Genomic DNA, 24,027 nt, shown 5'->3' on the forward strand with positions numbered 1-24,027 from the left:
GGATGTCCTTCAGGCTTCGGAGCGCCGACGGCGCAGGTAGATGGAGGCCGCGATCAGCACCACGCCGATGGCGGCGCCGATCCAGATGTCCGGATTGCCGTAGACCAGTGCGCTGTTGGTGTGCTGCAGCGCCCATTGCACCAGGTCGCTGGGGTTCTGCATCGCGCTGCTGTCGAGGTTGCCGCTGACCGCACGTGGCGACCAGGTGCCGGGCAGGGCGCTGAGCAGGCCGCGGTAGCCGACGATGTACCAGATCCAGCCGATCGGCAGCGAGACACCCGGCATCGCCGAGAGGATGCTCAACATCACGCAGGCCAGCAGCGGGAACAGCACCGCCCACAGGAACGGCTTGCTGGTGGCCCAGGCCGAGCAGAACATCAGCCAGCCCACGGTCGGCAACGCCCACAGCAGGCTCATCGGCACGGTCTTCAGCAACAGCCACAGCAGCGAGAAGGGATGCGAATGGGTTGCCAGTGCCCAGGGGCTGGGGACGCCGGCGATCAGGGCGCCCACGATGGCGATCAGCCATAGCGCCAGGCCGACCAGCACGCCGATCGCGATGGCGATCAGCGGCGCCAGCAACAACGCCCAGGCCGCCTTGGACAGCACCGTCTGCACATCGGACACCGGCAGCGACTTCCAGAACAGCACGCTGCGGTCGCGGCGGTCGTCGTACAGGCTGCCCAGCGAATAGAAGAACACCACGAATGCCAGCACCACCGAGGCGATCCCGATGCCGCCCAGCAGCAGGCCGTCGCCGACCTGGCCCAGCGTGCGCGTGTACTCGGCCAGATCGTCCATCGTGATGCTGTCGCCGATCATGTTGCGACGCGCGCTGATCGCGCCGATCACCGCGCCCAGCAGCGCGAAGAACACCGCGATGCCGCCGGTGATGACCTGCGCCCAGACGAAACCGCCGCGGTGTTCCCAGTACTCGCGCTTGAGCAGCCAGCCGAACGTGCGTGCGGGAGAAGCTTGGTGGGTGAGTGTCTTCATGCGTAGGTCCCCTTCATGACCGCAACGAACAGGTCGGCAAGGCCGGGATTGCGGGTTTCGCCAAAACGGGCGAGCTGCGCCTTGGGCACGCCATCGAACAGCATCACGGTCTTGCCGAACGGCAGGCCGCGCTCGTCGATCGGCGTCAGGCCTCTGGCGGCGTCGAGATGCTCGGCACTCACCAATACTTCGGTGTAACGCTCGGCCACGTTCTCCATGTCGGCGGTCAGTACGATGCGGCCGTCGCGGATGAACATCACATCGGTGAGGATGTGTTCGATTTCCTCGACCTGGTGGGTGGTGACGATGATGGTCTTCTGCTCGTCGAAGTAGTCCTCCAGCAGGCGCTGGTAGAACTGCTTGCGATACAGGATGTCCAGGCCCAGGGTGGGCTCGTCCAGCACCAGGATGCGCGCGTCGATGGCCATCACCAGCGCCAGGTGCAGCTGCACGATCATGCCCTTGGACAGTTCGCGCACCCGCGATTTGCGGTTGAGCTGCGTATTGGCCAGGAAACGTTCGCACTTGGCGCGATCAAAGCGCGGATGCACGCCGGCGACGAAGTCGATCGCCTCGCCAACCCGCAGCCAGCGTGGCAGCACTGCCACGTCGGCAATGAAGCAGACCTCGTTCATCAGCGCGTTGCGCTGGGTGCGCGGATCCATGCCGAGCACGCTCAGCTCGCCGTCGAAATCGGTCAGCCCCAGCACCGCCTTGAGCGCGGTGGTCTTGCCGGCGCCGTTGGGGCCGATCAGGCCGACGATGCGCCCGGCCGCGATGGTGAAGCTGGTGTTGTCCAGCGCGAGCCGATGCTTGTAGGCCTTGCGCAGGCCACGTGCGTCGACCACATGGTCGGAGGAGACGGCGGTCATGGTGTTTTTCCCTGTGGCAACAGATCGTCGATGGACAGTCCCAGGCGCTGGATGCGTTCCAGCACCGCGGGCCATTCTTCATTCAGGAAACGCTCGCGTTCGCTGCCGCGCAATTTCTGCGCGGCCTCCGGGGTCATGAACATGCCCAGGCCGCGGCGTTTCTCCACCAGGTTCTCGTCGGCCAGTTCCTGGTAGGCACGCGAGACGGTGATGGGGTTGAGTTGGTAGTCGGCCGCCACCTGCCGTACCGAGGGCAGTGCGTCGCCCGGCTTGAGGATTCCATCGAGCATCATGGCAATCACCCGTTCCTTGAGTTGGCGGTAGATGGGAGCGCCGTCGCTCCATTGGATGTCGTTCATGGTCAGCTCCGTGGACGCAGGACCTGCGCGAAGGAGAAATAGGGCATCGACAGCGAAGCGCGCAGGTGCCGGCCGGGCCGGGTGCGCGCTTCGGGGGGAGTCGTCGCGTTTTCCGTAACCGCCTCCGACACGCCATAATCGGCGCCGGACTCCGTAACCTGACTGGAAGCGGCTCCCAGGCAACCAATGACGAACAGGGCGCTGCCGAACAGCAGCAATGGAGCTGGTCGCGTGAAGCGTGTGCTGTTCATGCTTTCCCCCTGCGTTGGATGACTGGTGTTGTATTCAACTATAACACCGACACGCAGGCAGTCAACTGCCTGTCATACCCAACTGATGGCACCCCGCACCCGCGGGTGGCCCGGACCTATCGAAAGGGATCGCCCATGTTGCTCAAACGTCTGCTGGTGGTTGTATTCGCTGGCTTTTTTTCCGCCGCGGCGCTGGCCGCAGGCGCGCCGGTGCTGGATCTGGACTACCGGCCGCTGGCCGGCAAGGCGCCGATCAACCTGAACCGTACCTACGGCGGCAAGGTCCTGATGGTGGTCAATACCGCCAGCAAATGCGGCTACACCCCGCAGTACGAAGGGCTGGAGGCGCTGAACCAGCGCTTCGGCAGTCGCGGTTTTTCGGTGTTGGGCTTTCCGTCCAACGATTTCCAGGGGCAGGAACCGGGATCTGAGAAGCAGATCCAGGAATTCTGCACGCTGACCTATGGCGTCAAGTTCCCGATGTTTGAGAAGGTGCATGTGCTGGGCGCGCAGGCCACGCCGCTGTATCAGCGGTTGACGCAGGCCACGGGCGTGGCGCCGGGCTGGAACTTCCACAAATACCTGATTGGTCGCGATGGACGCGTGGTGGCGCAGTTCCCTAGCAAGATCAAACCGGATGATCCGAGCGTGCTGGCGGCAATCGAACGCGAGCTCAACGCGCCGTCGCGCTGAGCGCGGCGCTCGCAACGCCACGCGCACATGCGACAATGCGCATTCAGCGCCGGCGTCGGCGTGTCTTTTCACTTTCGGGAAGTGCATCGAATGAAGATGGGAAAGCGCGGCGCGGCGGCGTCGCTACTGATGGTGGCACTGTCGGCATCGATGCCGGCGATGTCGCAGCAACCGGCCGCAGCGGCCACCAAGGAGAAGCCAGTTTTGAATGCATCGTCTGAGAAGAGCACGCGCGACAACGTCAGCTACGCCATCGGTATGGATGTGGCACGTTCGTTCGAGCCGATTGCCCAGGACATCGATGTGAGCGCACTGCAACGCGCCATCGAGAATGCATTCAAGGGCGGCAAGCCGCTGTTGTCCGACGAGCAGACCCAGGCCACCGATACCGCATTGCGCACCGCGCTGGCGGCACGTAACGGGCAGCAGGTTCCGGGCATGGCCCCGGGCAGCGCGCCGGCCGCGCCGTCCAAGGAAAATGTCGGCCTGATGCTGGGCGATCGCGCAGTCGGTCCTTCGCTGGCCGGCATCAAGGACGAGATCGACCTGTCGATCCTGATGGAAGCCGTCCGCACCGTGTTCGCCAAGGGCACCACGCGCCTGACCCAGCAGGAAGCCGCGGCTACCATGCAGGCGTTCGCCTCTGCCAAGCAGGGCGCTGCCGGCGCCAAGAACCGCGAGGAAGGCAATGCCTTCCTGGCCAAGAACAAGACCGAAAAGGGCGTGATCACCACCGCATCGGGCCTGCAGTACATGGTGCTGCGCCAGGGCAGCGGCGAGCGTCCGATGCCCACCAACACGGTGCGCGTGAACTACGAAGGCAAGCTGCTCAACGGGCAGGTCTTCGACAGCTCCTACCAGCGCGGCCAGCCGGCCGAGTTCGGTCTGAATCAAGTCATTGCAGGTTGGACCGAGGGCGTCGCCTTGATGCCGGTCGGTTCGAAGTATCGTTTCTGGATTCCATCCAACTTGGCCTATGGCCCGAACGGCACGCAGGGGGGGCCGATCGGACCAGACGCAACGTTGACGTTCGATGTCGAACTGATGGGTATCCTTCCCTGATCCCCCACAGGAGTACCCCCACCCATGCGAGTTGCGATCTTTGGTACCGGCTATGTTGGTCTTGTCACCGGTACCTGTCTGGCGGAAGTAGGTCATCACGTTATCTGCGTGGATATCGACCAGGCGAAAGTTGATGGTCTCAATCGTGGGGTGATTCCCATCTATGAACCCGGCCTGGAGCCGATGGTGAAAGCCAACCACGCCTCTGGCCGGTTGCGCTTCACCACCGATGCGGCCGAGGCGATTGCGCACGGCGAAATCACCTTCATCGCCGTGGGCACGCCCCCGGACGAGGATGGCAGTGCCGACCTGCAGTACGTGCTGGCGGTTGCGCGTACCGTCGGCCGGCATATCGACGGCCCGTCGGTGGTCGTCAACAAGTCCACCGTGCCGGTCGGCACTGCCGACAAGGTGCGGGTCGCGATCCAGGAAGAGCTGGACGCACGCGGCGTGGACCATGAATTCGACGTGGTCTCCAACCCCGAGTTCCTCAAGGAAGGCGACGCCGTGGCCGACTGCATGCGTCCGGACCGCATCGTCATTGGTGCCAAGAAGCCGGCAGCCATTGCACGCATGCGCCGTCTGTATGCGCCGTTCAACCGCAACCGGGATCGCATCGTGGAGATGGACGTACGGTCGGCCGAGCTGACCAAGTACGCGGCCAACGCGATGCTGGCGACCAAGATCAGTTTCATGAACGAGATCGCCAACATTGCCGAGCGTGTCGGTGCGGACGTCGAGCACGTGCGTAACGGCATCGGGTCGGACCCGCGCATTGGCTGGCACTTCATCTATCCCGGCGCCGGCTATGGCGGCTCGTGCTTCCCGAAGGATGTGCAGGCATTGGCCAAGACCGCCGAGCAGTACGGCATGGAGCCGACCCTGCTCAACGCGGTGGAAAGCGTCAACAATGCGCAGAAGGGTCACCTGTTCGAACTGGTGCAGCGTCATTACGGCGCCGAAGGCACCGGCAGCATTGCCGGCAAGACCTTCGCGGTCTGGGGCCTGGCATTCAAGCCCAATACCGACGACATGCGTGCCGCGTCCAGCCGGCGTTTGATGGAGCAGTTGTGGGAAGCCGGTGCCACCGTGCGTGCCTACGACCCGGAAGCGACCCATGAAGCCAAGCGCATCTTCGGCGAGCGCGACGACCTGACCTTCTGCGACGAGGCATTTGCCGCGCTGGAAGGCGCCGATGCCCTGGTCGTGGTCACCGAGTGGAAGCAGTTCCGCAGCCCGGATTTCGGCAAGATCAAGCAGGCCTTGAAGGACGACGTCGTGTTCGACGGTCGCAACCTTTACGACCCGCAGGAAATCGAAGCCGCAGGTCTGGCCTACTACGCCATCGGACGAGGCCGTTCGTTGCATGCATGAGCAACTCTCGCCGCGCGACCAGGAACTGGACGCGCGGTTGGTTGAACTGGAAACGCGCCTGTCCTTTCAGGAGCAGGCGCTCAACGAACTGAGTGAAGCACTTGCGGACGCCCGTTTGACGGGCGCCCGCAACGCCGAGCTGATCCGCCACCTGCTCGAGGATCTGGGCAAGGTGCGCTCCACGTTGTTTGCCGACGCTGCGGATGAACCGCCGCCTCCGCACTATTGATTGCAGATTGCCACCGCCATGAGCGATACCTTACGTGACCAGTTGCTTGGGTTGGGCTTCAAGTCCGCACCCAAGCCCGAACGCAAACCCGACGCACGGCCTGCCGCGCGTCAACATGGCAACGGTGGCAGGCCTGCGCCCGGCGTCAACAAGCCGGGAGGCCAGGGCAGGGGACCGCAGCGGCCGCATGCCGCTGCGGCGACCGACGGCAGGGGCGAGCGCAAACACGATGGCCGGCCCGATCGTCGCAACGATGGCAAGCCGGCGGCATCGCCGCGTCCGCAGCAGCCCACTGCCGAGCGTCGCGGACCCAGGCCGGCACGCACGCGCGAAGACATCGATCTGGCCAAGGCCTATGCGATCCGCGCGCAACGCGAGAAGGACGAGCGCATCGAAGCCGAGCGGCTGAAGCAGGAAGAAGCGCGCCTGCGTCGCGAAGCCAAGGCCAAGCTCGAAGAGCTGCTCAAGGACAAGGGGCTGAATCATGCCGAGGCGGACATCGCCCGGCATTTCCCGTATGGCGGCAAGATCAAGCGTATCTACGTGACTGCCGATCAGCTCAAGGCGCTCAACGTCGGTGAGCTGGGTGTGCTGCAGCTCAACGGCCGCTATCTGTTGGTCACCGCCGAGGTACTGGCAGAAGCCGAAGCGGTGTTCGCGCCATCGGTGGCATTGAAGGTGGATCCGAATGCGCCTGCAGGCGAAGACCCGTATGCCGACCCCCAGTATCAGGTGCCCGACGACCTGGTCTGGTAACCCTGCGTGCGCTAGGTGTTGTTGGTCATGGGCACCTGATGGGTGCCCATGTTGTTTGGTGCGTTGCCTTGCGTGGTGCGCACCTGATCGTTGCTGCGCGCGGTCCGGCCGAGCCATGCAGCAGACGCGGTGTGGGCGATACACGGGCCGGTCACGGCGCGCACGGCACCATCGCGGCCTCACCGGTCGACGCCTCCGGGCATGGTGCCTGTTGTGTTGCCGCTCATTCCCTGCCGATGGTGCCGTGTATGTCCATGTTGTCGAAAATGTTGAAGTCCTGCGTTGTTGCATCGCGTGCATCCACCGCGCGCGGCGCTTCGGGTTTGCAGGCGACGCGTGCCATGGGGCCGGCCGCGGTGATGCTTGGGTTGTGCGTGGTGAGTCAGCAGGCCGCTGCACAGGCGGAGGATGCACCGGCGTTCGACCGTCCCGGTATTCCGTTTGCTGCCGAAGTGCTGCAGCCCGGCGCGTTCGCCTGGGAGCAGGGCCTGCCGGACGCGAGTACCGATCGCAGCGACGGGCAACGCACCACGCAGTACACCGCCGATACGCTACTGCGCCTGGGGCTGTTCCAGAATGTGGAGCTGCAGGTGGGTAGCGACAGCTACAACTGGCAGCACGGTGGCGGTGAGCGTGTGCGTGGCGGGGGCGATAGCCATATCGGCCTGAAGGTGGCATTGCCGTCGCAGTCGGACAGCTTTCACTGGGCCGCGCTCGGCAGCTACAGCGTGCCGACCGGCAGCCCGGCCTTCAGCGACGGCTATGCGCGCGAACTGGGCGTGACCGCGTCCTGGGATCTGGCGCAGCAGCGCGCCCTGGCGCTGTACGTGAACTACGCACGCGACAGCGAGGGGTATACCTGGACCTTCTCGCCCAACTACACGTTCTTCTCAGGCGAGCATTTCAGCAGCTACGTAGAAGCGGGTTTCGACACCGGCAGCGAGCACTCGCGCGTGGCCGGCGCCGGTGGTGCCTGGCAGTTGCCGCACGCGATGCAACTGGATGTCTCGGTGCTGCGCGGGCTGACCTCCGAAAGCCCGGACTGGCAGGGCGGGATCGGCCTGTCGATCGCATTCCAGTAAGGAGGCGATTGCAGTTAGGATCGGCGCAGCTGCTGACTATGTTGCACTGCCGCATGCATTGGGTGTGCGGAAAAGGCCTAATTGGATCGATCCAATCGACGCCAGATGCATGCGCACTTCTTCCATTGCAAGGTCGGCAGCGTGACGCGTGCCAAACCGACTCCCTCCGCTGCGGAGGACGGCGATGCCCGTCGCGGCGGACGCGGTGCGGTGACCTTGCGCGATATCGCCGGCGCCATCGGCGTGTCGCGTGCGACGGTGTCGTTGGTGCTGCGCGGCAGCCCGCTGGTGCACGCGGCCACGCGCGCGCGCGTGGAGGCCGAGCTGGATCGGCAGCACTACGTCTATAACCGTGCCGCCGCCAATCTGCGCCGCCGCACGTCATCCAGTATCGCGCTGGTCATCAACGATCTGTCCAACCCGTTCTTTGCCGAATTTGCCGCAGGCGTGGACGAGGCGCTGGGCGCAGCCGGTTATGTGACCCTGCTCGGCAGCACCGGCGAATCGACGCAGCGCCAGCAGGCGGTGCTGACCTCGCTGATGGAGCACACGCCTGCCGGCATCATCCTGTCGCCGGCCGAAGGCAGCCAGGCGCAGGCCTTGACCCAGGTGCTTGGGCGTCAACACAACGTGGTGTTGTTCAACCGCGAAGTGGAGGGCGCGGGCTGGGATCTGCTGGCGCTGGACAACGAGCAGGGTGCGTTGCTTGCCTGCACGCATCTGATTGCGCAAGGCCATCGGCGCATCGTGTTCTTCGGCGGCCATGCCGAATCCAGTTCCTGCCGGCAACGCCGTGCCGGTTATGCGCGCGCGATGGCCGATGCCGGCCTGCCCGCGCACTATGTCGAATCCGCACCGAACCGGCAGGAGGCTGCGCTGTGCGCCGGTCGCATGCTGGATCGTGCCGAACACGATCGCGCAACCGCGGCAGTCTGCTACAACGACAGTGTCGCCTTGGGCCTGATGGCCGCGCTGGCGATGCACGGCATCGTGCCGGGGCGCGACTTCGCGGTGACCGGCTTCGACGATATCGCCGAAGCCGCATTGTTTACGCCCGCGTTGACCACCCTGGCCGCCGATCCGCGCGCGCGCGGCCGCCAGGCGGCGCAGCTGGTGCTGCAGCGTATCGGCAGTCCCGACCTTGCATCGCAACGCCTGACCGCCGCGGTCGAATTGAAGATCCGCGCCAGCAGCGCCGGCGCGTCGAGTTCCATCGTTTCGCTTCACTCCCCCAGCGATTCCCCCGCACATTCCCCCACCAAGGCCCCAGGCCGCTGACCAGGCAATTCCTATGGTTTCCCTTTCCACGCAATCCACAGTGCCAAGTGGCAACAAGGCGCCCGTCAACAACGGCGTTGCGTTGTCGGTCGTCACCACGATCTTTTTCATGTGGGGCTTTCTCACCTGCCTCAACGACATCCTGATTCCGCATCTGAAGGCGGTGTTCGAACTCAACTTCGCGCAGGCGATGCTGGTGCAGTTCACCTTCTTCGGCGCGTACTTCCTGATGTCGTTGCCGGCTGGCTGGTTAGTGGCCAGGCTTGGCTACAAGCAAGGCATCGTGGCCGGGCTGGCGGTTGCCGCGGTCGGTGCGTTGGGCTTCTGGCCTGCGGCGGAACTGCGCGTCTATGGCGCATTTCTCGGCGCACTGTTCGTGCTGGCAACCGGCATCACCATCCTGCAGGTGGCCGCCAACCCATATGTTGCGCTGCTGGGTCCGGAGCGCAGTGCCTCCAGCCGGTTGACGCTGGCGCAGGCGCTCAATTCGCTGGGGACTGCGATCGCACCGCTGTTCGGTGGCTGGCTGATCCTGTCCAACACGGTGATGAGCGGCGACCAGCTCAAGGTGCTGCCCGAGGCCGAGCAGCTGGCCTATCGCGTACAGGAAGCGCAGGCCGTGCAGGGGCCGTACATCGGTCTGGGCATCGTGCTGTTCCTGCTGGCGATCTTCGTGTTCCTGTTCCGTCTGCCGGCATTGACCGACGCGGGCGCGCAGAAGGACGAAAGCAGGCATTCGCTGCTGGATGCCCTGGCGCATCCGCACGTGCGCTTCGGTGTGCTGGCGATCTTCTTCTATGTCGGCGCGGAAGTGGCGATCGGCAGCCTGATGGTCAACTATTTCTCGTTGCCGCAGATCGGCGGGTTCACCGAGCGCGAGGCGACCCACTACGTGTCGGCCTACTGGACGCTGGCAATGATCGGCCGCTTCATCGGCTCGGCGCTGCTGGCCAAGTTGTCGCCGCGCGTGCTGTTGTCGGTGTTCGCCGGGATCAACGCGCTGCTGCTGGTGCTGACCATGGCCAGTGGCGGCATGCTGGCGGTGTATGCGCTGGTGGCGATCGGCCTGTTCAATTCGATCATGTTCCCGACCATCTTTACCCTGGGCATCGAGCGGCTTGGCCCGCTGACCGGTCGCGCGTCGAGCCTGTTGATCATGGCCATTGTCGGCGGCGCCATCGTGCCGTATCTGCAAGGTCTGCTGGCCGACAGCATCGGCTTGCACGAGTCGTTTGTGCTGCCGCTGGTGTGCTACCTGTACATCGTGTTCTATGGCATCTGGGGCTCGCGCCTGCGTGGCGCACTGGCGGAGGCGCACGCATGAGTGCGGCCAAGAACCGGGTGGTCTGTTTCGGCGAGGCCTTGATCGACATGCTGGCATTGCCATCCGCCGGCCCCGACGAGGCACGTACGTTTGCGCAATACGCCGGCGGTGCGCCGGCCAATGTCGCGGTTGCGGTGGCGCGGCTGGGTGGCGCGGCGCATTTTGTCGGCATGCTGGGGCGCGACATGTTCGGCGACTTCTTGCTGCAGAGTCTGCAGCACGCCGGCGTCGCCACCGATGGCATCGTGCGCACTGATCAAGCCAAGACCGCGCTGGCCTTCGTGGCCCTGGATGAAGCCGGCGAGCGCAGTTTCAGTTTCTATCGTCCGCCTGCGGCGGACCTGTTGTTCCGCCCCGAGCATTTCGCCGCGGACGCCTTCACGCAGGCCGCCGTGCTGCATGTGTGCTCCAACAGCATGACCGAACCTGCGATCGCGCAGTGCACGCTGGACGGCATGCGCCGCGCTCGCGCCGATGGCGCCATCGTCAGCCTGGATCTCAACCTGCGCCCGATGTTGTGGCCGCAGGATGTGGACCCGGCCGCGTTGCTGTGGGAGGCGTTGGCACTGGCCGACGTGGTCAAGCTCTCGCGCGAGGAACTCGATTACCTGGCCGGCACGCTCGATGGCGATGCCAGCGCGGTCACCCGCAAGCTCTGGCAGGGCCAGGCCAACTGGTTGCTGGTCACCGACGGCGGCGGGCCGGTGCATTGGCAGACACGCACCGATTCCGGCCAGGTGCCGGCCTTCGACGTGCAGGTGCGTGACAGCACGGCAGCGGGCGATGCATTCGTCGGCGGCCTGCTGTTTCAGCTGGCTGCGCGCGCGTCCACGCTGGAGCAGCTGTGTGGCGATGCGGTTGCGATGACCGCGGTGATCCGCTTTGCCGCGGCGGTCGGTGCGCTGGCGGTGACGCGCAAGGGCGCGTTTGCGGCGATGCCGAGCGTCGATGAAGTCCATTCCCTGATCCAGGAACAACCATGAGCCGTTTGCCTGCGACCCCCGCACCCGATTTCCGTTCGGCCGATGTGCTGCGTCAGCATATCGCCGACACCATGGCGTTCTACCATCCGCGCGCGATCGACCCGGCGGGCGGATTCTTCCAGTATTTCCGCGATGATGGCGCGATCTACGATGCCGGGCACCGACATCTGGTCAGCAGTACGCGCTTTGTCTTCAACTACGCGATGGCGTATCGCGAATTCGGCGATGCGCAGTACCTGCAGGCGGTGCATCACGGCCTGGATTACCTGCGCAACGTGCACCGCAATCCCGCCACCGGCGGCTATGCCTGGACCCTGCGCGATGGCGTGGTCGAAGACGACATGAATCACTGCTACGGCGTGGCGTTCGTGCTGCTGGCGTATTCGTGCGGCCTGAAGGCCGGCATCGAAGACGCGCGGGCATGGATGGACGAAACCTGGCAGCTGCTGGAAACGTATTTCTGGGAGCCGGAATTCGGCCTGTACCGCGATGAAGCCGATGCGCAGTTCAACTTCACCAGCTACCGCGGCCAGAACGCCAACATGCACATGTGCGAGGCGATGATCGCCGCGTACGAAGCCAGTGGCGAGCAACGTTATCTGGACCGCGCGCTGTCGCTGGCCGACACCATGACCCGGCGTCAGGCGGCCAAGGCCGATGGCCTGGTGTGGGAACACTACGATCCGCAGTGGAACATCGACTGGGACTACAACCGCGACAATCCCAAGCACCTGTTCCGCCCCTGGGGGTTCCAGCCCGGCCATCAGACCGAATGGGCCAAGCTGCTGATGCTGCTGGATCGCTACGCGCCGAGCGACTGGTTGCTGCCGACCGCGCAGCATCTGTTCGATGTGGCGGTGGAGCGCTCCTGGGATGCGCAGCGTGGCGGGCTGTATTACGGCTTCGACCCGGACGGCAAGGTCTGCGACGACGACAAGTACTTCTGGGTGCAGGCCGAATCGCTGGCGGCGGCGGCGTTGCTGGCCCAGCGCAGCGGCCAGGAGCGCTACTGGCAGTGGTACGACAAGCTGTGGGCGTATTCCTGGGAACACATGGTCGACCACCGCTATGGCGCGTGGTATCGCATCCTGGATGCGGACAACCGCAAGTACAGCGATGAAAAAAGCCCCGCCGGCAAGACCGATTACCACACCATGGGCGCGTGCTACGAGGTCCTGAACGTGTTGCGCCCGGCTGCCTGATGTTGGTGTGATCGAAGCGGCGCCGTCGAAGGTCGGCGGCCCCACCGTAGGAGCGCACCCGGGCGCGACAGGGCATTACTGGTAACGCCCTGTCGCGCCCGGGTGCGCTCCTACGGGGTTTGCGGCGGCCCTTATTCCGGGTCGTAATCCAGGTTCGATGCCAGCCAGCGCTCGGCCACTGCCAAGGTGATGCCCTTGCGCCTGGCGTAGTCGGCCACCTGTTCCTTGCCCAGGCGCCCGACCACGAAGTACTGGCTCCTGGGGTGGCTGAAGTAATAGCCGGAAACCGCTGCGGTAGGCAGCATCGCGAAACTTTCGGTCAGCGTGATTGAGGTGTGGCGCTCGGCATCGAGCAGGTCGAACAGGGTGCGCTTTTCGCTATGCTCGGGGCAGGCCGGGTACCCCGGTGCCGGGCGAATGCCGCGATAGCGTTCGGCGATCAGTGCCTCATTGTCCAGCGTCTCGTCGTCCACATAGCCCCAGAACTCGGTACGCACGCGTTGATGCAGGCGCTCGGCCAACGCCTCGGCCAGGCGGTCGGCCAGGGCCTTGAGCAAGATCGCGTTGTAGTCGTCGTGCGCGGCTTCAAAGCGCGCCACATGCGGGTCGATCCCGATGCCGACGGTGACCGCAAACGCGCCGATCCAGTCTTGTTTGCCGCTGCTTTTGGGCGCGATGAAATCGGCCAGGCAGAAGTCGGGGCGGCCGATGGGTTTGTCGACCTGCTGGCGTAAGAAGTGCAGTGAATGCCGGGATTGGGCATTCGGGATTGGGGATTGGCTGGGCTGCTGCGAATCCCCAATCCCGCTTGCCGAATCCCGATGGTCCGGCAGGATCACTTCCACGTCATCGCCCACACTATTGGCCGGCCATAGCCCGAACACGGCCTTGGCGGTCAGCCATTTTTCCGCGACGATGGTGCGCAGCATCTTGCGTGCGTCGCGGTACAACTCGCTGGCCTGGCTGCCGACCACCGCGTCGCTGAGGATCGCCGGAAACTTGCCTGCCAGTTCCCAGGCCTGGAAGAACGGGGTCCAGTCGATCAGCTCGATCAACTCCTGCAGCGGGTAATCGTCGAACACGTGCAGGCCGGGCTGGCGCGGGGCGGGCGGTGTGTAGCTGTCCCAGTCGCCATCGAAACGCTGTGCGCGTGCCTTTTCCAGCGGCACCAGGCGCTTGGCGTCGCCGCGATTGCGATGGCGCGCGCGGATCTCCGCGTAGTCGGCATCGTTGGCGGCGACAAAGGCCTGGCGCAGGTCGCGCGAGATCAGCGATTGCGCAACGCCCACCGCACGCGAGGCGTCCTTCACCCACACGGTGGGGGCGGTGTAATGCGGGTCGATCTTCAATGCGGTGTGCGCGCGCGAAGTGGTGGCGCCACCGATCAACAGCGGAATCTCGAAACCTTGTCGCTGCATCTCGCGCGCGACATGCGACATCTCTTCCAGCGACGGCGTGATCAGGCCGGACAGGCCGATCAGGTCGGCATTTTCCGCACGCGCCCGGTCCAGGATCACCTGCGCCGACACCATCACGCCCAGATCCACCACATCGAAGTTGTTGCAGGCCAACACCACGCCGACGATGTTCTTGCCGATGTCATGTACATCGCCCTTGACGGTGGCCATGATGATCTTGCCGTTGGACTTGCCCACATCGCCGGTACGCAGTTTTTCCGCTTCGATGAACGGCAGCAGATACGCCACCGCCTTCTTCATCACGCGCGCGGACTTGACCACCTGCGGCAGGAACATCTTGCCGGCACCGAACAGGTCGCCGACCACGTTCATGCCGTCCATCAGCGGCCCTTCGATCACATCCAGCGGGCGGGTGGATTGCTGGCGCGCTTCCTCCGTATCGGTTTCCACGAATGCGTCGATGCCATGCACCAGCGCATGCGCCAGCCGTGCGCGCACCGGCTTCTCGCGCCAGGCCAGATCCTCGACTTTCGCCGCGCCCTTGCTGCCCTTGTAGCGTTCGGCGATGTCCAGCAGCCGCTCGGTGCCGTCCTTGCGCCGGTTGAGGATCACATCCTCCACGCGTTCGCGCAGTTCCGGGTCCAGCTCGTCGTAGATCGGCATGCCGCCGGCGTTGACGATGCCCATGTCCATGCCGGCCTTGATCGCATGGAACAGGAACACCGAGTGGATCGCCTGGCGCACCATCTCGTTGCCGCGGAACGAGAACGACACGTTGGAAACGCCGCCGGAAATATGGCAATGCGGCAATGTGCGCTTGATCTGGCGGGTGGCTTCGATGAAGTCCACCGCGTAGTTGTCGTGCTCCTCGATGCCGGTGGCCACGGCAAAGATGTTCGGGTCGAAGATGATGTCTTCCGGCGGGAAGCCCACCTGTTCGGTCAGCACCTTGTAGGCGCGGGTGCAGATCTCGACCTTGCGCGCGCAGGTGTCGGCCTGGCCCACTTCATCGAAGGCCATCACCACCGCGGCGGCGCCGTAGCGCAGCACCTTGCGTGCCTGTTCGATGAACTGCGCTTCGCCCTCCTTGAGCGAGATCGAATTGACCACGCTCTTGCCTTGCAGGCACTTCAGGCCGGCTTCGATCACGCTCCACTTGGACGAATCCACCATCACCGGAATGCGCGCGATGTCAGGTTCGGACATGATCAGGTTGAGAAAGCGCGTCATCGCCTTTTCCGAATCGATCAGGCCCTCGTCCATGTTGACGTCGAGGATCTGCGCGCCGTTGGCGACCTGCTGGCGCGCCACTTCCACTGCTTCTTCGTAGCGCCCCTCCTTGATCAGCTTGCGGAACTGCGCGCTGCCGGTGACGTTGGTGCGCTCGCCCACGTTGACGAACAACAGGTCCGGCGTGATGACCAGCGGTTCCAGGCCGGACAGGCGTGTGTAGCGGGGAGTGCTCATGCGAGGCTCTGCTGGACGTTGACGGCGGCGCGATTGGTGTTGGTGCGTGGGCGTTCCTCGCGGCCTGGCCATGGGGCGCGAGACACTGCGGCCCTCATCCGGCGCTGCGCGCCACCTTCTCCCGCAGGCGGGAGAAGGGTGCTGTGCTGCGCACGGAGCGTCTTCGTGGCAAGCCAAGCCATGCGCTGCCCTTCTCCCGCTTGCGGGAGAAGGTGCCCGAAGGGCGGATGAGGGTGTGCCTGCCGCATCACGCGGCCAGCTCCTGCGCGTCAGGCAACTGCCGCGGCGGCAGGTCGGCCACTGCCTCGGCGATGGCGCGGATGTGATCCGGCGAGGTGCCGCAGCAGCCGCCGACCAGGTTGAGCAGGCCGGCCTGCGCGAACTCGCGCAAAGTCTGCGCCATTTCTTCCGGGGTTTCGTCGTATTCGCCGAAGGCATTCGGCAGGCCGGCGTTGGGATGCGCGCTGACATAGGCGTCGGCGATCTGCGACAAGGTTTCCACATGCGGGCGTAGATCCTTGGCGCCCAGCGCGCAGTTCAGGCCCACCGACAGCGGCTTGCCGTGCGCGACCGAGGCATAGAACGCTTCGGCCGTCTGCCCGGACAGGGTGCGTCCGGATGCGTCGGTGATGGTGCCGGAGATCATCACCGGCAGGCGCCCGCCGCGCGCTTCGAACACTTCCTCGATCGCATACATTGCGGCCTTGGCGTTGAGCGTGTCGAAGATGGTTTCCACCATCAGCGTGTCGGCACCGCCGTCGATCAGGCCGTCGATGGCCTCGCGATAGGTGTCGCGCAATGCGTCGAAGCTGGTGTTGCGATAGCCGGGGTCGTTGACGTCCGGGCTGATCGAGGCGGTGCGGCTGGTGGGGCCGAGCACGCCGATCACAAAACGCGGCTTGTGCGGGGTCAGCGCCTCGACCTCGTCGCAGCACGCGCGAGCGACCTGTGCGCCGGCCTTGTTCAATTCGTAGACCAGATGTTCCAGGTGATAGTCGGCCTGGCTCACCGAGGTAGCGTTGAAGGTGTTGGTTTCCAGCAGGTCGGCCCCGGCGTCCAGATAGGCGCGGTGGATGCCGGCGATGATCTCCGGGCGCGACAGCAACAGCAGGTCGTTGTTGCCTTTCAGGTCGTGGCCTTGCGGCGCGTGTGCGTGATCGCAGCCCGGGCCATGCACGTGTACCTGCATGCTGTCGTACCCGTCGGCAAAACGGGTGCCGCGATAGTCGGGCTCCTGCAGCCCGTGACGCTGGATCATGGTGCCCATTGCGCCATCGATGATGAGGATGCGTTCGGCAAGCGCGGCTGTGAGTTTGGCGGCGCGCTCGGGATGCAGCCAGGGCAGTGCAAACGGAATTGGAGGTTGGGGATTGGATACATTCGTCATGATTCAGCTCTCCGCAAAGCAGCGCCTTTGCTTTCAACCAATCCCGATTCCCGACTCCCGATTCCCGGCTTCACCGCAATCAATGAAATCACCTCGAAATGCGGCGGGCGCTTCTCGCGCGTCACCGTCTCCAGGCTGGACACGTCCAGCCCGGCTTTCTCGGCGAACTTGCGCAGTTCCTTGGCCGCAAAGCCGAGATTGACGTGGCCATAGGCATGCACCGCGGCGCGGTGTTCGTGCTTGGCCAGACTGCATAGCAGCAGCCGGCCGCCGGGGCGCAGCACGCGCGCGGATTCGGCCACCGCCTGCGCGGGCTTGGCTGCGTAGGTGAGCGCATGCATCAGCACCACCAGGTCGAAGCTGGCATCGGGAAACGGCAGCGCATGCATGTCGCCTTCGCGCACTTCCACATTACGCAGCTTGCGCAGGCGCTCGCTGGCCGCGGCGACCACGCGCGCGCTGGTGTCGATGCAGATGTAGCGGGTGGCATGCGGTGCCACCAGCTCGGCCAGCACGCCGTCGCCGGAGGCGATGTCGAGCACGTCGCCGGTTTCCAGCAAGGGCAGGGCGGTACGCGCCAGCGCTTCCCAGGTGCGACCGGGGGAATAATGCCGCTCCATGTCGCCGGCCACCGAATCGGCCCAGTTCTGGTCGGCGGCGCGGTTGGCCAGCACCGCGGCCACCCGCTCGGCGTCCTGGCGCAGCAGCGGATCGTCGCTGCCGGTGCTCAGCGCCAGCCAAAGGGCCCGCTGCGCCGGGTCCAGCGACACCTCGTCGAAACGGTAATAGGCCGACACGCCGGCGCGGCGGTCGCGCACCAGCCCCGCTTCCTTGAGCTTGGCCAGATGCGTGGACACGCGCGGCTGCGCCAGGCGGGTGATCGCCGACAGCTCGGCCACGGTGAGTTCTTCCTGCTCCAGCAAGGTCAGCAGGCGGACGCGGGTGGCGTCGGCAAATACCTTCAGGCGCGCCGACCAGTCTTCCAGATCCATGAATATCTCTATATCGCGATATGGAGATATTTTCGACCGGGCAGGGTGTGGGGTCAACTACATACGCATGCGAATGGTTGGGGCTACAATGGGCGCTCAGCCTAGGCCTGGAGGGGTGCCACGTGGATTTCAGCTTTACCGAAGAACAATTGATGATCCAGGATGTGGCGCGCCGCATCGCCCAGGAAAAGATCGCGCCCAGCGCGGAACAGTTCGATCGCAGCGGCGAGTTCCCGCTGGAGAACATCCGCCTGCTCGGCGAGAACGGCCTGATGGGCATCGAGGTGCCGGCCGAGTACGGTGGCGCCGGCATGGACCCGATCAGCTATGCACTGGCGATGATCGAGATCGCTGCTGCCGACGGCGCGCATTCCACCATCGTGTCGGTCAACAACTCGCTGTTCTGCACCGGTATCCTGAAGAACGGCAGCGAAGCGCAGAAACAGCTGTACGTGCGCGCGATTGCCGAAGGTGCGCAGATTGGCGCATTCGCGTTGACCGAGCCGCAGTCCGGCTCGGATGCGTCGGCCATGCGGTGCCGCGCGGTCAAGCAGGCCGATGGCAGCTTCGTGATCAACGGCAAGAAGAGCTGGATCACCTCCGGCCCGGTCGCCAAGTACATCGTGTTGTTTGCGGTGACCGAGCCGGACAAGGGCGCGCGCGGCATCACCGCCTTTATGGTCGATGCCGATCGCGCCGGTTTCCATCGCGGCAAGACCGAGCCCAAGCTCGGCATTCGCGCCTCGGCCACCTGCGAGATCGAGTTCGCCGATTACATCGCCCAGCCTGATGAAGTGCTGGGCGTGGAGGGCGAGGGCTTCAAGACCGCCATGAGCGTGCTCGATGCCGGGCGCATCGGCATCGCCTCGCAGGCGGTTGGCATCGCGCGTGCGGCGTACGAAGCCACGCTGGCGTATGTCAAGGAGCGCAAGGCGTTCGGCGCGGCCATCGGTACCTTCCAGATGACCCAGGCCAAGATCGCCGACATGAAGTGCAAGCTGGATGCAGCGTTGCTGCTGACGCTACGCGCGGCCTGGTTGAAGGGGCAGGGCCAGAAGTTCGGCACCGAAGCGGCCGTGGCCAAGCTCACCGCCTCGGAGGCGGCGATGTGGATCACCCATCAGGCGGTACAGATCCACGGCGGCATGGGCTATTCCAAGGAAATGCCGCTGGAGCGTTACTTCCGCGACGCCAAGATCACCGAAATCTACGAGGGCACCTCGGAAATCCAGCGCCTGGTGATTGCGCGTGGTGAGACCGGCCTGCGCTGAGGTCGGCCGCGCTCCAGCGCTGCCGCATGGCGCGGCAACGCTGGAGCGTTCTCCGTGACGCCAAGATCACCGAAATCTACGAAGGCACCTCGGAAATCCAGCGCCTGGTGATCGCGCGCGGCGAGACCGGCCTGCGCTGAATAACTAGTTCGGCAGCGCGCCGCCGGGTGCCGATTCCATTGGCCCGAGGCACGCAGTGCTCGATCCGGTGCCTTGATGGAGGCGATTGCTTCCCACTGCCAGGTAACAGCGCGCTTGCGCGCGATGAAGCGTTACCGATAACGCCGCATCGCGCGTAAGCGCGCTCCTACGCAAGCATGAGCGATCCGGCATCACAGATGCGCCGTATCAGTGGCCTGGCGCCGACATACCACAAGCACGTCGCAGCCTGACATGGCGGGTGGCTGCGTCCACGCTTGTGGTGCGCGGCGCGCGCGGATCACAATCGTGGCTTCTCCAGCCTCTGGTGCGCGCATGCTCCGGTCTTTGCACGCTGTGTTTCCTCGTCTTTTGCTGTCTGCCATCGCGCCGGTGCTGGTGTGTTGTGGCCTGTTGCTGGTCTGCGCCGCGGCAAGCGCACAGACGCCGCCACCTTCGATCGTGCCCACCGACCGCCTGCAGGAGGCGTGGTGGGCGCAGCGACATGCGCAGGTGCTGGAGCAGGTGCGCCAGCACCCTGACACCCCGCTGCTGTTGATCGGCGATTCGATCACCCAGAACTACGAAAAAGCCAAGGCGCCTGACGAAGATTTCCAGCCGACCTGGCAGACCTTCTACGGCAGCCGTGGCGCGCTCAACCTGGGCTTCAGCGGCGACGGCACCGAGAACGTGCTGTGGCGGCTGGCCAATGGCGAGGTCGACGGTCTGCAACCCAAGGTCGCGCTGGTGCTGATCGGTACCAACAACACCGGCCATCTCGGCCAGACCGCAGAGCAGGCCCAGCTCGGCATCGATGCGGTGGTCGCGGCGATCGAACAGAAATTGCCGCGCACGCAGATCCTGTTGGTGGGCGTGCTGCCCAGCGACATCTCCAGCGAGAAGTCGCGCCGCGATGCGCAGATCAACCAGGGCCTGGCGGTGCGCTACGGCGACAATCCGCGCGTGACCTATCTGGATGTGGGGTCGATCTTCCAGCGCGATGGCAAGCTGCGCAGCGAGCTGTTCTACGACACCCGCTTCCGTCCGCCGGCCGGTGCCCTGCATCCGGACACGCAGGGTCAACGCATGCTGGCCGAGGCGATCGAACCGACTCTGGCGCGCCTGCTCGGCGAGCCGCCGGTCAAGCCGGTTGCACAGCTGGGCCGCGACTTTGCGACCTCGCTGATTCCGGTCGACCGGCTGGAGCAGGATTCCTACGACTGGGATGCACGTCACCATGCGGCGCTGGCTGAAGCGCGCGCGCTTACGCCCCAGGTGGTGATGATCGGCGATTCGATCACGCATTTCTGGGCGGGCCCGCCGCTGGCCACGCGTGTCAGCGGGCCCGAGTCCTGGCGCTGGTTGTACGGCCGGCGCCCGGTACTGAATCTGGGCTTCGGTTGGGATCGCACCCAGAATGTGCTGTGGCGGATCCGCCAGGGCGAGCTCGACGGCCTGGACCCGCGCTGGGTGGTGCTGCATATCGGTACCAACAACCTCACCGGCACCGCGCAAGCGCGCGCGGCCACGCCGGCCGAGACCGCACAGGGCGTGGAGGCGGTGGTGAGCGAGGTGCGTCGTCGTTTGCCCAGGAGCCAGCTGATCCTGATGGCGATCATGCCGCGCGGTCGCCATGCCGGGGACGCGCAGCGCGCACCCATTGCCGAGACCAACCGGCTGCTGGCCGCGCGTTACGGCAAGGATCCGTCGGTGCGTCTGCTCGATATCGGCCCTCGGATGCTGCAGCCGGACGGAACCTTGCCCGAGGCGCTGATGCCCGACGGCACCCATCCCAGTGAGACCGGATATGCGATCTGGGCGACGGCGCTGCGCGAGGCGGGTATTACGGCGGTGCCATAACGGCCTCCGCTGCTGACGGTGGTGTCGAAGAGGGCGCCACCGTCAGCAGCAGGCCGGCCTGTTGCGGCGTTGCCGAGCACGGCGCAGGCGGAATCAAGCTTCGGCCGCCGATCAACGGCAGGCTCCCGGCGGCCGGTAACGCTGGCGCACCGTCCCCGATCACGACTTTCCAGACCCCAGAAACCAGAAGACCCCCGATTGCTCGGAGGTCTTTTTAAACTGGTGCCCAGAAGAGGACTCGAACCTCCACGAAGTTGCCCCCGCTAGCACCTGAAGCTAGTGCGTCTACCAATTCCGCCACCTGGGCAGGTGAGCCGCGAATTTTGCAGACTCCCGGCAGGCTTGTCAATGCCTGGCACGCAGCAATTGCGACCGGCCGGGCAAGGCGTGCTGCCCATGTCGCGGCCGCAAGGGGTACCATGTAAGCAATGACAAAGAAAAACACCCCAGATTCCGATCGGCCCAGTCGCCGCAAGTCCACCAGCCCGGGCGATGCCACCACCGCCGAAAAACAGAAGTTGCCGGGCTGGATGCCGGACTTCCTGGTCCGCGCCGCCGCCGGCGCGTCGACCAAGTCCGCGAACAAACGCGCTGCCGACAAGGCCGCCAACGCCTCGCCCGAGCTGCCGGTAGCGCCCGCGCTGCCCACGCCGCCGGCACCACGTGCACCGCATCCGCGCAAGAGCGGCCCGCCGGCGCCGCCGCCGGAACGCTTCCAACAGGCGCCGACCGAAGCGCCTGCGCCGGCGGCCGGGTTCAAGGACCCGCATGCCGATCGCGAAGCACTGCGCTACGCCGAGCCGATCGCCAGCCGCGAGGCCATCTTGCAGCTGCTCGACGCCTGCGACGGCCCGCAGACCGCCGAGGAAATTGCCGAACAACTCAACCTCAGCGACCGCATCGACGCGCTGGGCAAGCGCCTGGCGGCGATGGTGCGCGAAGCGCAGCTGGTGCAGAACCGCCGCGGCGGCTACGCGCCGGTGCAGCAGACCAGCCTGATTGCAGGTGTGGTGATCGCCAACCCGGAAGGCTTCGGCTTCCTCAAGCCGGACGAAGGTGGGGACGACCTGTTCCTGCCGCCGTACGAAATGCGCAAGGTCATGCACGGCGATCGTGCGCTGGCCAATGTCACCGGCATCGACCGCCGCGGCCGTCGCGAAGGTGCGATTGCCCGCGTGCTCGAGCGCCGCATGTCACGCATGCTCGGGCGCTTTTTCTACGAGCATGGCGTGGCCTATGTCGACCCGGACGACAAGCGCGTGCAACGCAACGTGCAGATCGCACCGGACGGCATCGGCGAGGCGCGCGAGGGGCAACTGGTGGTGTGCGAACTGATCGCGCCGCCGGACGCCCGGCGCCCGGCGATCGGCAAGATCATCGCGGTGCTCGGCGACAAGCTGACGCCGTCGCTGGTGGTGGAAATGGCCATCCATGGCCATGAGCTGCCGCACGAATTCCCGCAGGAAGTGCTGGACGAAGCCGCGGCGGTGCCGTTGGTGGTCGAGCCGCAGATGATCGGCGGGCGTGTGGATCTGCGGCAGATGCCGCTGGTCACCATCGACGGCGAGGACGCCAAGGATTTCGACGACGCGGTGTATTGCGAACCCAACGCCGACGGCTTCCGTCTGGTGGTGGCGATCGCCGACGTGTCCAACTATGTGCGTCCCGGCACGCCGCTGGACGACGAGGCGCAAAAGCGCGCCACCTCGGTGTACTTCCCGGGTTTCGTGGTGCCGATGCTGCCGGAGACGCTGTCCAACGGCATCTGCTCGCTGATGCCCAAGGTCGACCGCATGTGCTTCGTCTGCGACATGCAGGTCGGTCGCGACGGCGAAGTCACCGGCTCGCGTTTCTACGAAGCGGTGATGAACTCGCATGCGCGCCTGACCTATAACCAGGTCTGGAAGGCGGTCGGCGAAGACGATGCCGATACCAAGGCCTTCATCGGCCCGTTGCTGCCGCAGGTGCAGCGCCTGCATCAGCTGTACAACGTGCTGTCGAAGGCGCGCACGCAGCGCGGCGCGATCGAGTTCGAAACCTCCGAGGTGCGCTTTGTGCTCGACAACACCGGCGAGGTCACCCAGGCCGGCATGCTGGTGCGCAACGACGCGCACAAGCTGATCGAAGAATGCATGATCGCCGCCAACGTCGAAGCCGCGCGTTACCTGCTGAGCATGCATGTGCCGGCACCGTACCGCGTGCATGAGCGGCCGCCGGAGAGCAAGTACGAAGACCTGCTGGAGTTCCTCAAGGAATTCCAGCTGAGCCTGCCGGCATGGAGCAAGGTGCGTCCCGGCGACTACACCAAGTTGCTGAAGAAGGTGCGTGCGCGCCCCGATGCGGCGCTGCTGGAGTCGGTGCTGCTGCGCAGCCAGAGCCTGGCGGTGTATTCGCCCGACAACAACGGTCACTTCGGTCTGGCGCTGGAGGCGTATGCGCACTTCACCTCGCCGATCCGCCGGTATCCGGACCTACTGGTGCACCGCGCGATCAAGCACGCCTTGACCGGCGCCAGCCCTGAAAAGTACATCTACACCCCGCGTCAGATGGCGGCGTTGTCGCTGCAGTGTTCCGAGCGTGGCCGGCGTGCCGACGAAGCCGAACGCGAAGTCGACGAGCGTTATCGCGCCGCGTGGATGGAAAAGCATGTCGGCGGCCAGTTCGACGGCGTGATCAGTGGCGTGACCGGATTCGGCCTGTTCGTGGAATTGAACGAATCCAAGGTCAACGGCCTGGTGCATGTCACCCAGTTGCCGCAGGACTATTACCAGTTCGATCCGATCCGCAAGACGCTCAGTGGCGAGCGCCGCGGCCGCGCATTCCGCCTGGGCGACCCGGTGCGGGTGTTGGTGCTCAAGGCCAGCATGGAAGAACGCAAGATCGACTTCCGCCTGGCCGAGGACCGTGGCGATTCGCCCGAAGCGCCGCTGCCGCCGCGCGATCAGCCGGCCAAGCGCAGGAAGAAGCAGCACTAGCACGGTGGCATTGTCGCGAGCCGTCGCCTGGCGGCCGCTCGCGATGCGTCGGGATCGC

General features: G+C 65.2%; 21 protein-coding genes and 1 tRNA gene. 14 read left to right on the top strand and 8 right to left on the bottom strand.

Features of this window, described 5'->3' with window-relative positions; genetic code table 11:
- Positions 1-9 precede the first annotated feature (9 nt).
- Genes EO174_RS01250 through EO174_RS01265 form a run of 4 tightly spaced genes read right to left on the bottom strand, consistent with a single transcriptional unit; the run spans position 10 to position 2,478 of the window.
- Entirely contained in the window at positions 10-996 is a 987-nt protein-coding gene (locus EO174_RS01250) for an ABC transporter permease (RefSeq protein WP_126941731.1), read from the bottom strand.
- Positions 993-1,868, bottom strand: a complete 876-nt coding sequence (locus EO174_RS01255; protein ID WP_126941733.1) for an ABC transporter ATP-binding protein — start codon at positions 1,866-1,868, stop codon at positions 993-995. The genes EO174_RS01250 and EO174_RS01255 overlap by 4 nt, the downstream gene beginning before the upstream one ends.
- Positions 1,865-2,227, bottom strand: a complete 363-nt coding sequence (locus EO174_RS01260; protein ID WP_003483692.1) for a GntR family transcriptional regulator — start codon at positions 2,225-2,227, stop codon at positions 1,865-1,867. The genes EO174_RS01255 and EO174_RS01260 overlap by 4 nt, the downstream gene beginning before the upstream one ends.
- 2 nt (positions 2,228-2,229) lie before the next feature.
- Positions 2,230-2,478, bottom strand: a complete 249-nt coding sequence (locus EO174_RS01265; protein ID WP_104582755.1) for a hypothetical protein — start codon at positions 2,476-2,478, stop codon at positions 2,230-2,232.
- Positions 2,479-2,613: 135 nt separating this feature from the next.
- On the opposite strand from EO174_RS01265, the gene EO174_RS01270 reads away from it, so the two are divergent.
- The 10 genes from EO174_RS01270 to EO174_RS01315 all read left to right on the top strand — a co-directional run bounded on the left by EO174_RS01270 (position 2,614) and on the right by EO174_RS01315 (position 12,461).
- Positions 2,614-3,171 (top strand): glutathione peroxidase, encoded by a 558-nt coding sequence (locus EO174_RS01270; protein ID WP_104648406.1) that lies wholly within the window; start codon positions 2,614-2,616, stop codon positions 3,169-3,171.
- Between the two features lie 90 nt (positions 3,172-3,261).
- On the top strand, positions 3,262-4,233 hold the full coding sequence (locus EO174_RS01275; protein ID WP_016901531.1) for an FKBP-type peptidyl-prolyl cis-trans isomerase: 972 nt from the start codon (positions 3,262-3,264) through the stop codon (positions 4,231-4,233).
- 24 nt (positions 4,234-4,257) lie between these two features.
- A complete protein-coding gene (locus tag EO174_RS01280; RefSeq protein WP_024939343.1) occupies positions 4,258-5,607 on the top strand; it encodes a UDP-glucose/GDP-mannose dehydrogenase family protein in 1,350 nt (449 codons plus the stop codon).
- Entirely contained in the window at positions 5,600-5,836 is a 237-nt protein-coding gene (locus EO174_RS01285; RefSeq protein ID WP_024939344.1) for a SlyX family protein, read from the top strand. Before EO174_RS01280 ends, EO174_RS01285 begins: the two co-directional genes overlap by 8 nt.
- Positions 5,837-5,854: 18 nt before the next feature.
- Complete coding sequence (locus EO174_RS01290) at positions 5,855-6,592, top strand: DUF2058 family protein (RefSeq protein WP_343132539.1); 738 nt, start codon at positions 5,855-5,857, stop codon at positions 6,590-6,592.
- A gap of 341 nt (positions 6,593-6,933) precedes the next feature.
- Positions 6,934-7,674 carry a transporter gene (locus EO174_RS01295; RefSeq protein WP_343132540.1) on the top strand — a complete coding sequence of 247 codons (741 nt, stop codon included), beginning with the start codon at positions 6,934-6,936 and terminating at the stop codon, positions 7,672-7,674.
- Between the two features lie 105 nt (positions 7,675-7,779).
- Positions 7,780-8,952: a LacI family DNA-binding transcriptional regulator gene (locus EO174_RS01300; protein WP_164740044.1), complete on the top strand. Its 1,173-nt coding sequence runs from the start codon at positions 7,780-7,782 to the stop codon at positions 8,950-8,952.
- A 13-nt stretch (positions 8,953-8,965) separates the two neighbouring features.
- Positions 8,966-10,276 (top strand): L-fucose:H+ symporter permease, encoded by a 1,311-nt coding sequence (gene fucP / locus EO174_RS01305; RefSeq protein ID WP_104648410.1) that lies wholly within the window; start codon positions 8,966-8,968, stop codon positions 10,274-10,276.
- Positions 10,273-11,259, top strand: coding sequence for a carbohydrate kinase (locus tag EO174_RS01310; RefSeq protein ID WP_164740039.1), 987 nt, complete (start codon positions 10,273-10,275; stop codon positions 11,257-11,259). Before fucP ends, EO174_RS01310 begins: the two co-directional genes overlap by 4 nt.
- A complete protein-coding gene (locus EO174_RS01315; protein WP_115676657.1) occupies positions 11,256-12,461 on the top strand; it encodes an AGE family epimerase/isomerase in 1,206 nt (401 codons plus the stop codon). Before EO174_RS01310 ends, EO174_RS01315 begins: the two co-directional genes overlap by 4 nt.
- A gap of 131 nt (positions 12,462-12,592) precedes the next feature.
- Here EO174_RS01315 and metH read toward each other — a convergent pair whose 3' ends face one another.
- From metH to EO174_RS01330, 3 genes are all read right to left on the bottom strand, one after another.
- Positions 12,593-15,418, bottom strand: a complete 2,826-nt coding sequence (gene metH / locus EO174_RS01320; protein WP_126941739.1) for a methionine synthase — start codon at positions 15,416-15,418, stop codon at positions 12,593-12,595.
- 175 nt (positions 15,419-15,593) lie between these two features.
- Positions 15,594-16,733, bottom strand: coding sequence for a homocysteine S-methyltransferase family protein (locus EO174_RS01325; RefSeq protein WP_126941741.1), 1,140 nt, complete (start codon positions 16,731-16,733; stop codon positions 15,594-15,596).
- Positions 16,730-17,725: a metalloregulator ArsR/SmtB family transcription factor gene (locus EO174_RS01330; protein ID WP_164740041.1), complete on the bottom strand. Its 996-nt coding sequence runs from the start codon at positions 17,723-17,725 to the stop codon at positions 16,730-16,732. Before EO174_RS01330 ends, EO174_RS01325 begins: the two co-directional genes overlap by 4 nt.
- A 122-nt stretch (positions 17,726-17,847) precedes the next feature.
- Between EO174_RS01330 and EO174_RS01335 the strand changes: the two genes are divergently transcribed.
- The 3 genes from EO174_RS01335 (at position 17,848) to EO174_RS01350 (ending at position 20,994) form a co-directional block, all read left to right on the top strand.
- The gene (locus EO174_RS01335) at positions 17,848-18,996 is read left to right on the top strand and encodes an acyl-CoA dehydrogenase family protein (RefSeq protein WP_119129088.1); all 1,149 of its coding nucleotides are present in this window, start codon (positions 17,848-17,850) and stop codon (positions 18,994-18,996) included.
- Positions 18,997-19,022: 26 nt separating this feature from the next.
- On the top strand, positions 19,023-19,136 hold the full coding sequence (locus EO174_RS23320) for an acyl-CoA dehydrogenase family protein (protein WP_126941743.1): 114 nt from the start codon (positions 19,023-19,025) through the stop codon (positions 19,134-19,136).
- A 334-nt stretch (positions 19,137-19,470) separates the two neighbouring features.
- Positions 19,471-20,994, top strand: coding sequence for a platelet-activating factor acetylhydrolase IB subunit (locus tag EO174_RS01350; protein ID WP_164740042.1), 1,524 nt, complete (start codon positions 19,471-19,473; stop codon positions 20,992-20,994).
- A 220-nt stretch (positions 20,995-21,214) separates the two neighbouring features.
- On the opposite strand, the gene EO174_RS01355 is transcribed toward EO174_RS01350, so the two are convergent.
- Positions 21,215-21,301: transfer RNA gene (locus EO174_RS01355), tRNA-Leu, on the bottom strand.
- Between the two features lie 121 nt (positions 21,302-21,422).
- Between EO174_RS01355 and rnr the strand changes: the two genes are divergently transcribed.
- On the top strand, positions 21,423-23,969 hold the full coding sequence (rnr, locus tag EO174_RS01360) for a ribonuclease R (protein ID WP_126941749.1): 2,547 nt from the start codon (positions 21,423-21,425) through the stop codon (positions 23,967-23,969).
- Positions 23,970-24,027 lie beyond the last annotated feature (58 nt).

Origin of the sequence: Xanthomonas sp. BRIP62418 (assembly GCF_003993495.1) — a bacterium.
GTDB classification, from domain to species: domain Bacteria; phylum Pseudomonadota; class Gammaproteobacteria; order Xanthomonadales; family Xanthomonadaceae; genus Xanthomonas; species Xanthomonas euroxanthea.

What these genes read in the sequence shown, in the direction of transcription:
- EO174_RS01350 (WP_164740042.1), top strand. Translation starts at nt 19,471, where the DNA reads ATGCTCCGGTCTTTGCACGCTGTGTTTCCTCGTCTTTTGCTGTCTGCC.
- EO174_RS01260 (WP_003483692.1), bottom strand. Translation starts at nt 2,227, where the DNA reads ATGAACGACATCCAATGGAGCGACGGCGCTCCCATCTACCGCCAACTC.
- EO174_RS01265 (WP_104582755.1), bottom strand. Translation starts at nt 2,478, where the DNA reads ATGAACAGCACACGCTTCACGCGACCAGCTCCATTGCTGCTGTTCGGC.
- EO174_RS01300 (WP_164740044.1), top strand. Translation starts at nt 7,780, where the DNA reads ATGCATGCGCACTTCTTCCATTGCAAGGTCGGCAGCGTGACGCGTGCC.
- EO174_RS23320 (WP_126941743.1), top strand. Translation starts at nt 19,023, where the DNA reads ATGGCGCGGCAACGCTGGAGCGTTCTCCGTGACGCCAAGATCACCGAA.
- fucP (WP_104648410.1), top strand. Translation starts at nt 8,966, where the DNA reads ATGGTTTCCCTTTCCACGCAATCCACAGTGCCAAGTGGCAACAAGGCG.
- EO174_RS01310 (WP_164740039.1), top strand. Translation starts at nt 10,273, where the DNA reads ATGAGTGCGGCCAAGAACCGGGTGGTCTGTTTCGGCGAGGCCTTGATC.
- EO174_RS01270 (WP_104648406.1), top strand. Translation starts at nt 2,614, where the DNA reads ATGTTGCTCAAACGTCTGCTGGTGGTTGTATTCGCTGGCTTTTTTTCC.
- EO174_RS01285 (WP_024939344.1), top strand. Translation starts at nt 5,600, where the DNA reads ATGCATGAGCAACTCTCGCCGCGCGACCAGGAACTGGACGCGCGGTTG.
- rnr (WP_126941749.1), top strand. Translation starts at nt 21,423, where the DNA reads ATGACAAAGAAAAACACCCCAGATTCCGATCGGCCCAGTCGCCGCAAG.
- EO174_RS01255 (WP_126941733.1), bottom strand. Translation starts at nt 1,868, where the DNA reads ATGACCGCCGTCTCCTCCGACCATGTGGTCGACGCACGTGGCCTGCGC.
- EO174_RS01330 (WP_164740041.1), bottom strand. Translation starts at nt 17,725, where the DNA reads ATGGATCTGGAAGACTGGTCGGCGCGCCTGAAGGTATTTGCCGACGCC.
- EO174_RS01250 (WP_126941731.1), bottom strand. Translation starts at nt 996, where the DNA reads ATGAAGACACTCACCCACCAAGCTTCTCCCGCACGCACGTTCGGCTGG.
- metH (WP_126941739.1), bottom strand. Translation starts at nt 15,418, where the DNA reads ATGGCCAGGCCGCGAGGAACGCCCACGCACCAACACCAATCGCGCCGC.
- EO174_RS01290 (WP_343132539.1), top strand. Translation starts at nt 5,855, where the DNA reads ATGAGCGATACCTTACGTGACCAGTTGCTTGGGTTGGGCTTCAAGTCC.
- EO174_RS01275 (WP_016901531.1), top strand. Translation starts at nt 3,262, where the DNA reads ATGAAGATGGGAAAGCGCGGCGCGGCGGCGTCGCTACTGATGGTGGCA.
- EO174_RS01295 (WP_343132540.1), top strand. Translation starts at nt 6,934, where the DNA reads ATGGGGCCGGCCGCGGTGATGCTTGGGTTGTGCGTGGTGAGTCAGCAG.
- EO174_RS01325 (WP_126941741.1), bottom strand. Translation starts at nt 16,733, where the DNA reads ATGACGAATGTATCCAATCCCCAACCTCCAATTCCGTTTGCACTGCCC.
- EO174_RS01280 (WP_024939343.1), top strand. Translation starts at nt 4,258, where the DNA reads ATGCGAGTTGCGATCTTTGGTACCGGCTATGTTGGTCTTGTCACCGGT.
- EO174_RS01315 (WP_115676657.1), top strand. Translation starts at nt 11,256, where the DNA reads ATGAGCCGTTTGCCTGCGACCCCCGCACCCGATTTCCGTTCGGCCGAT.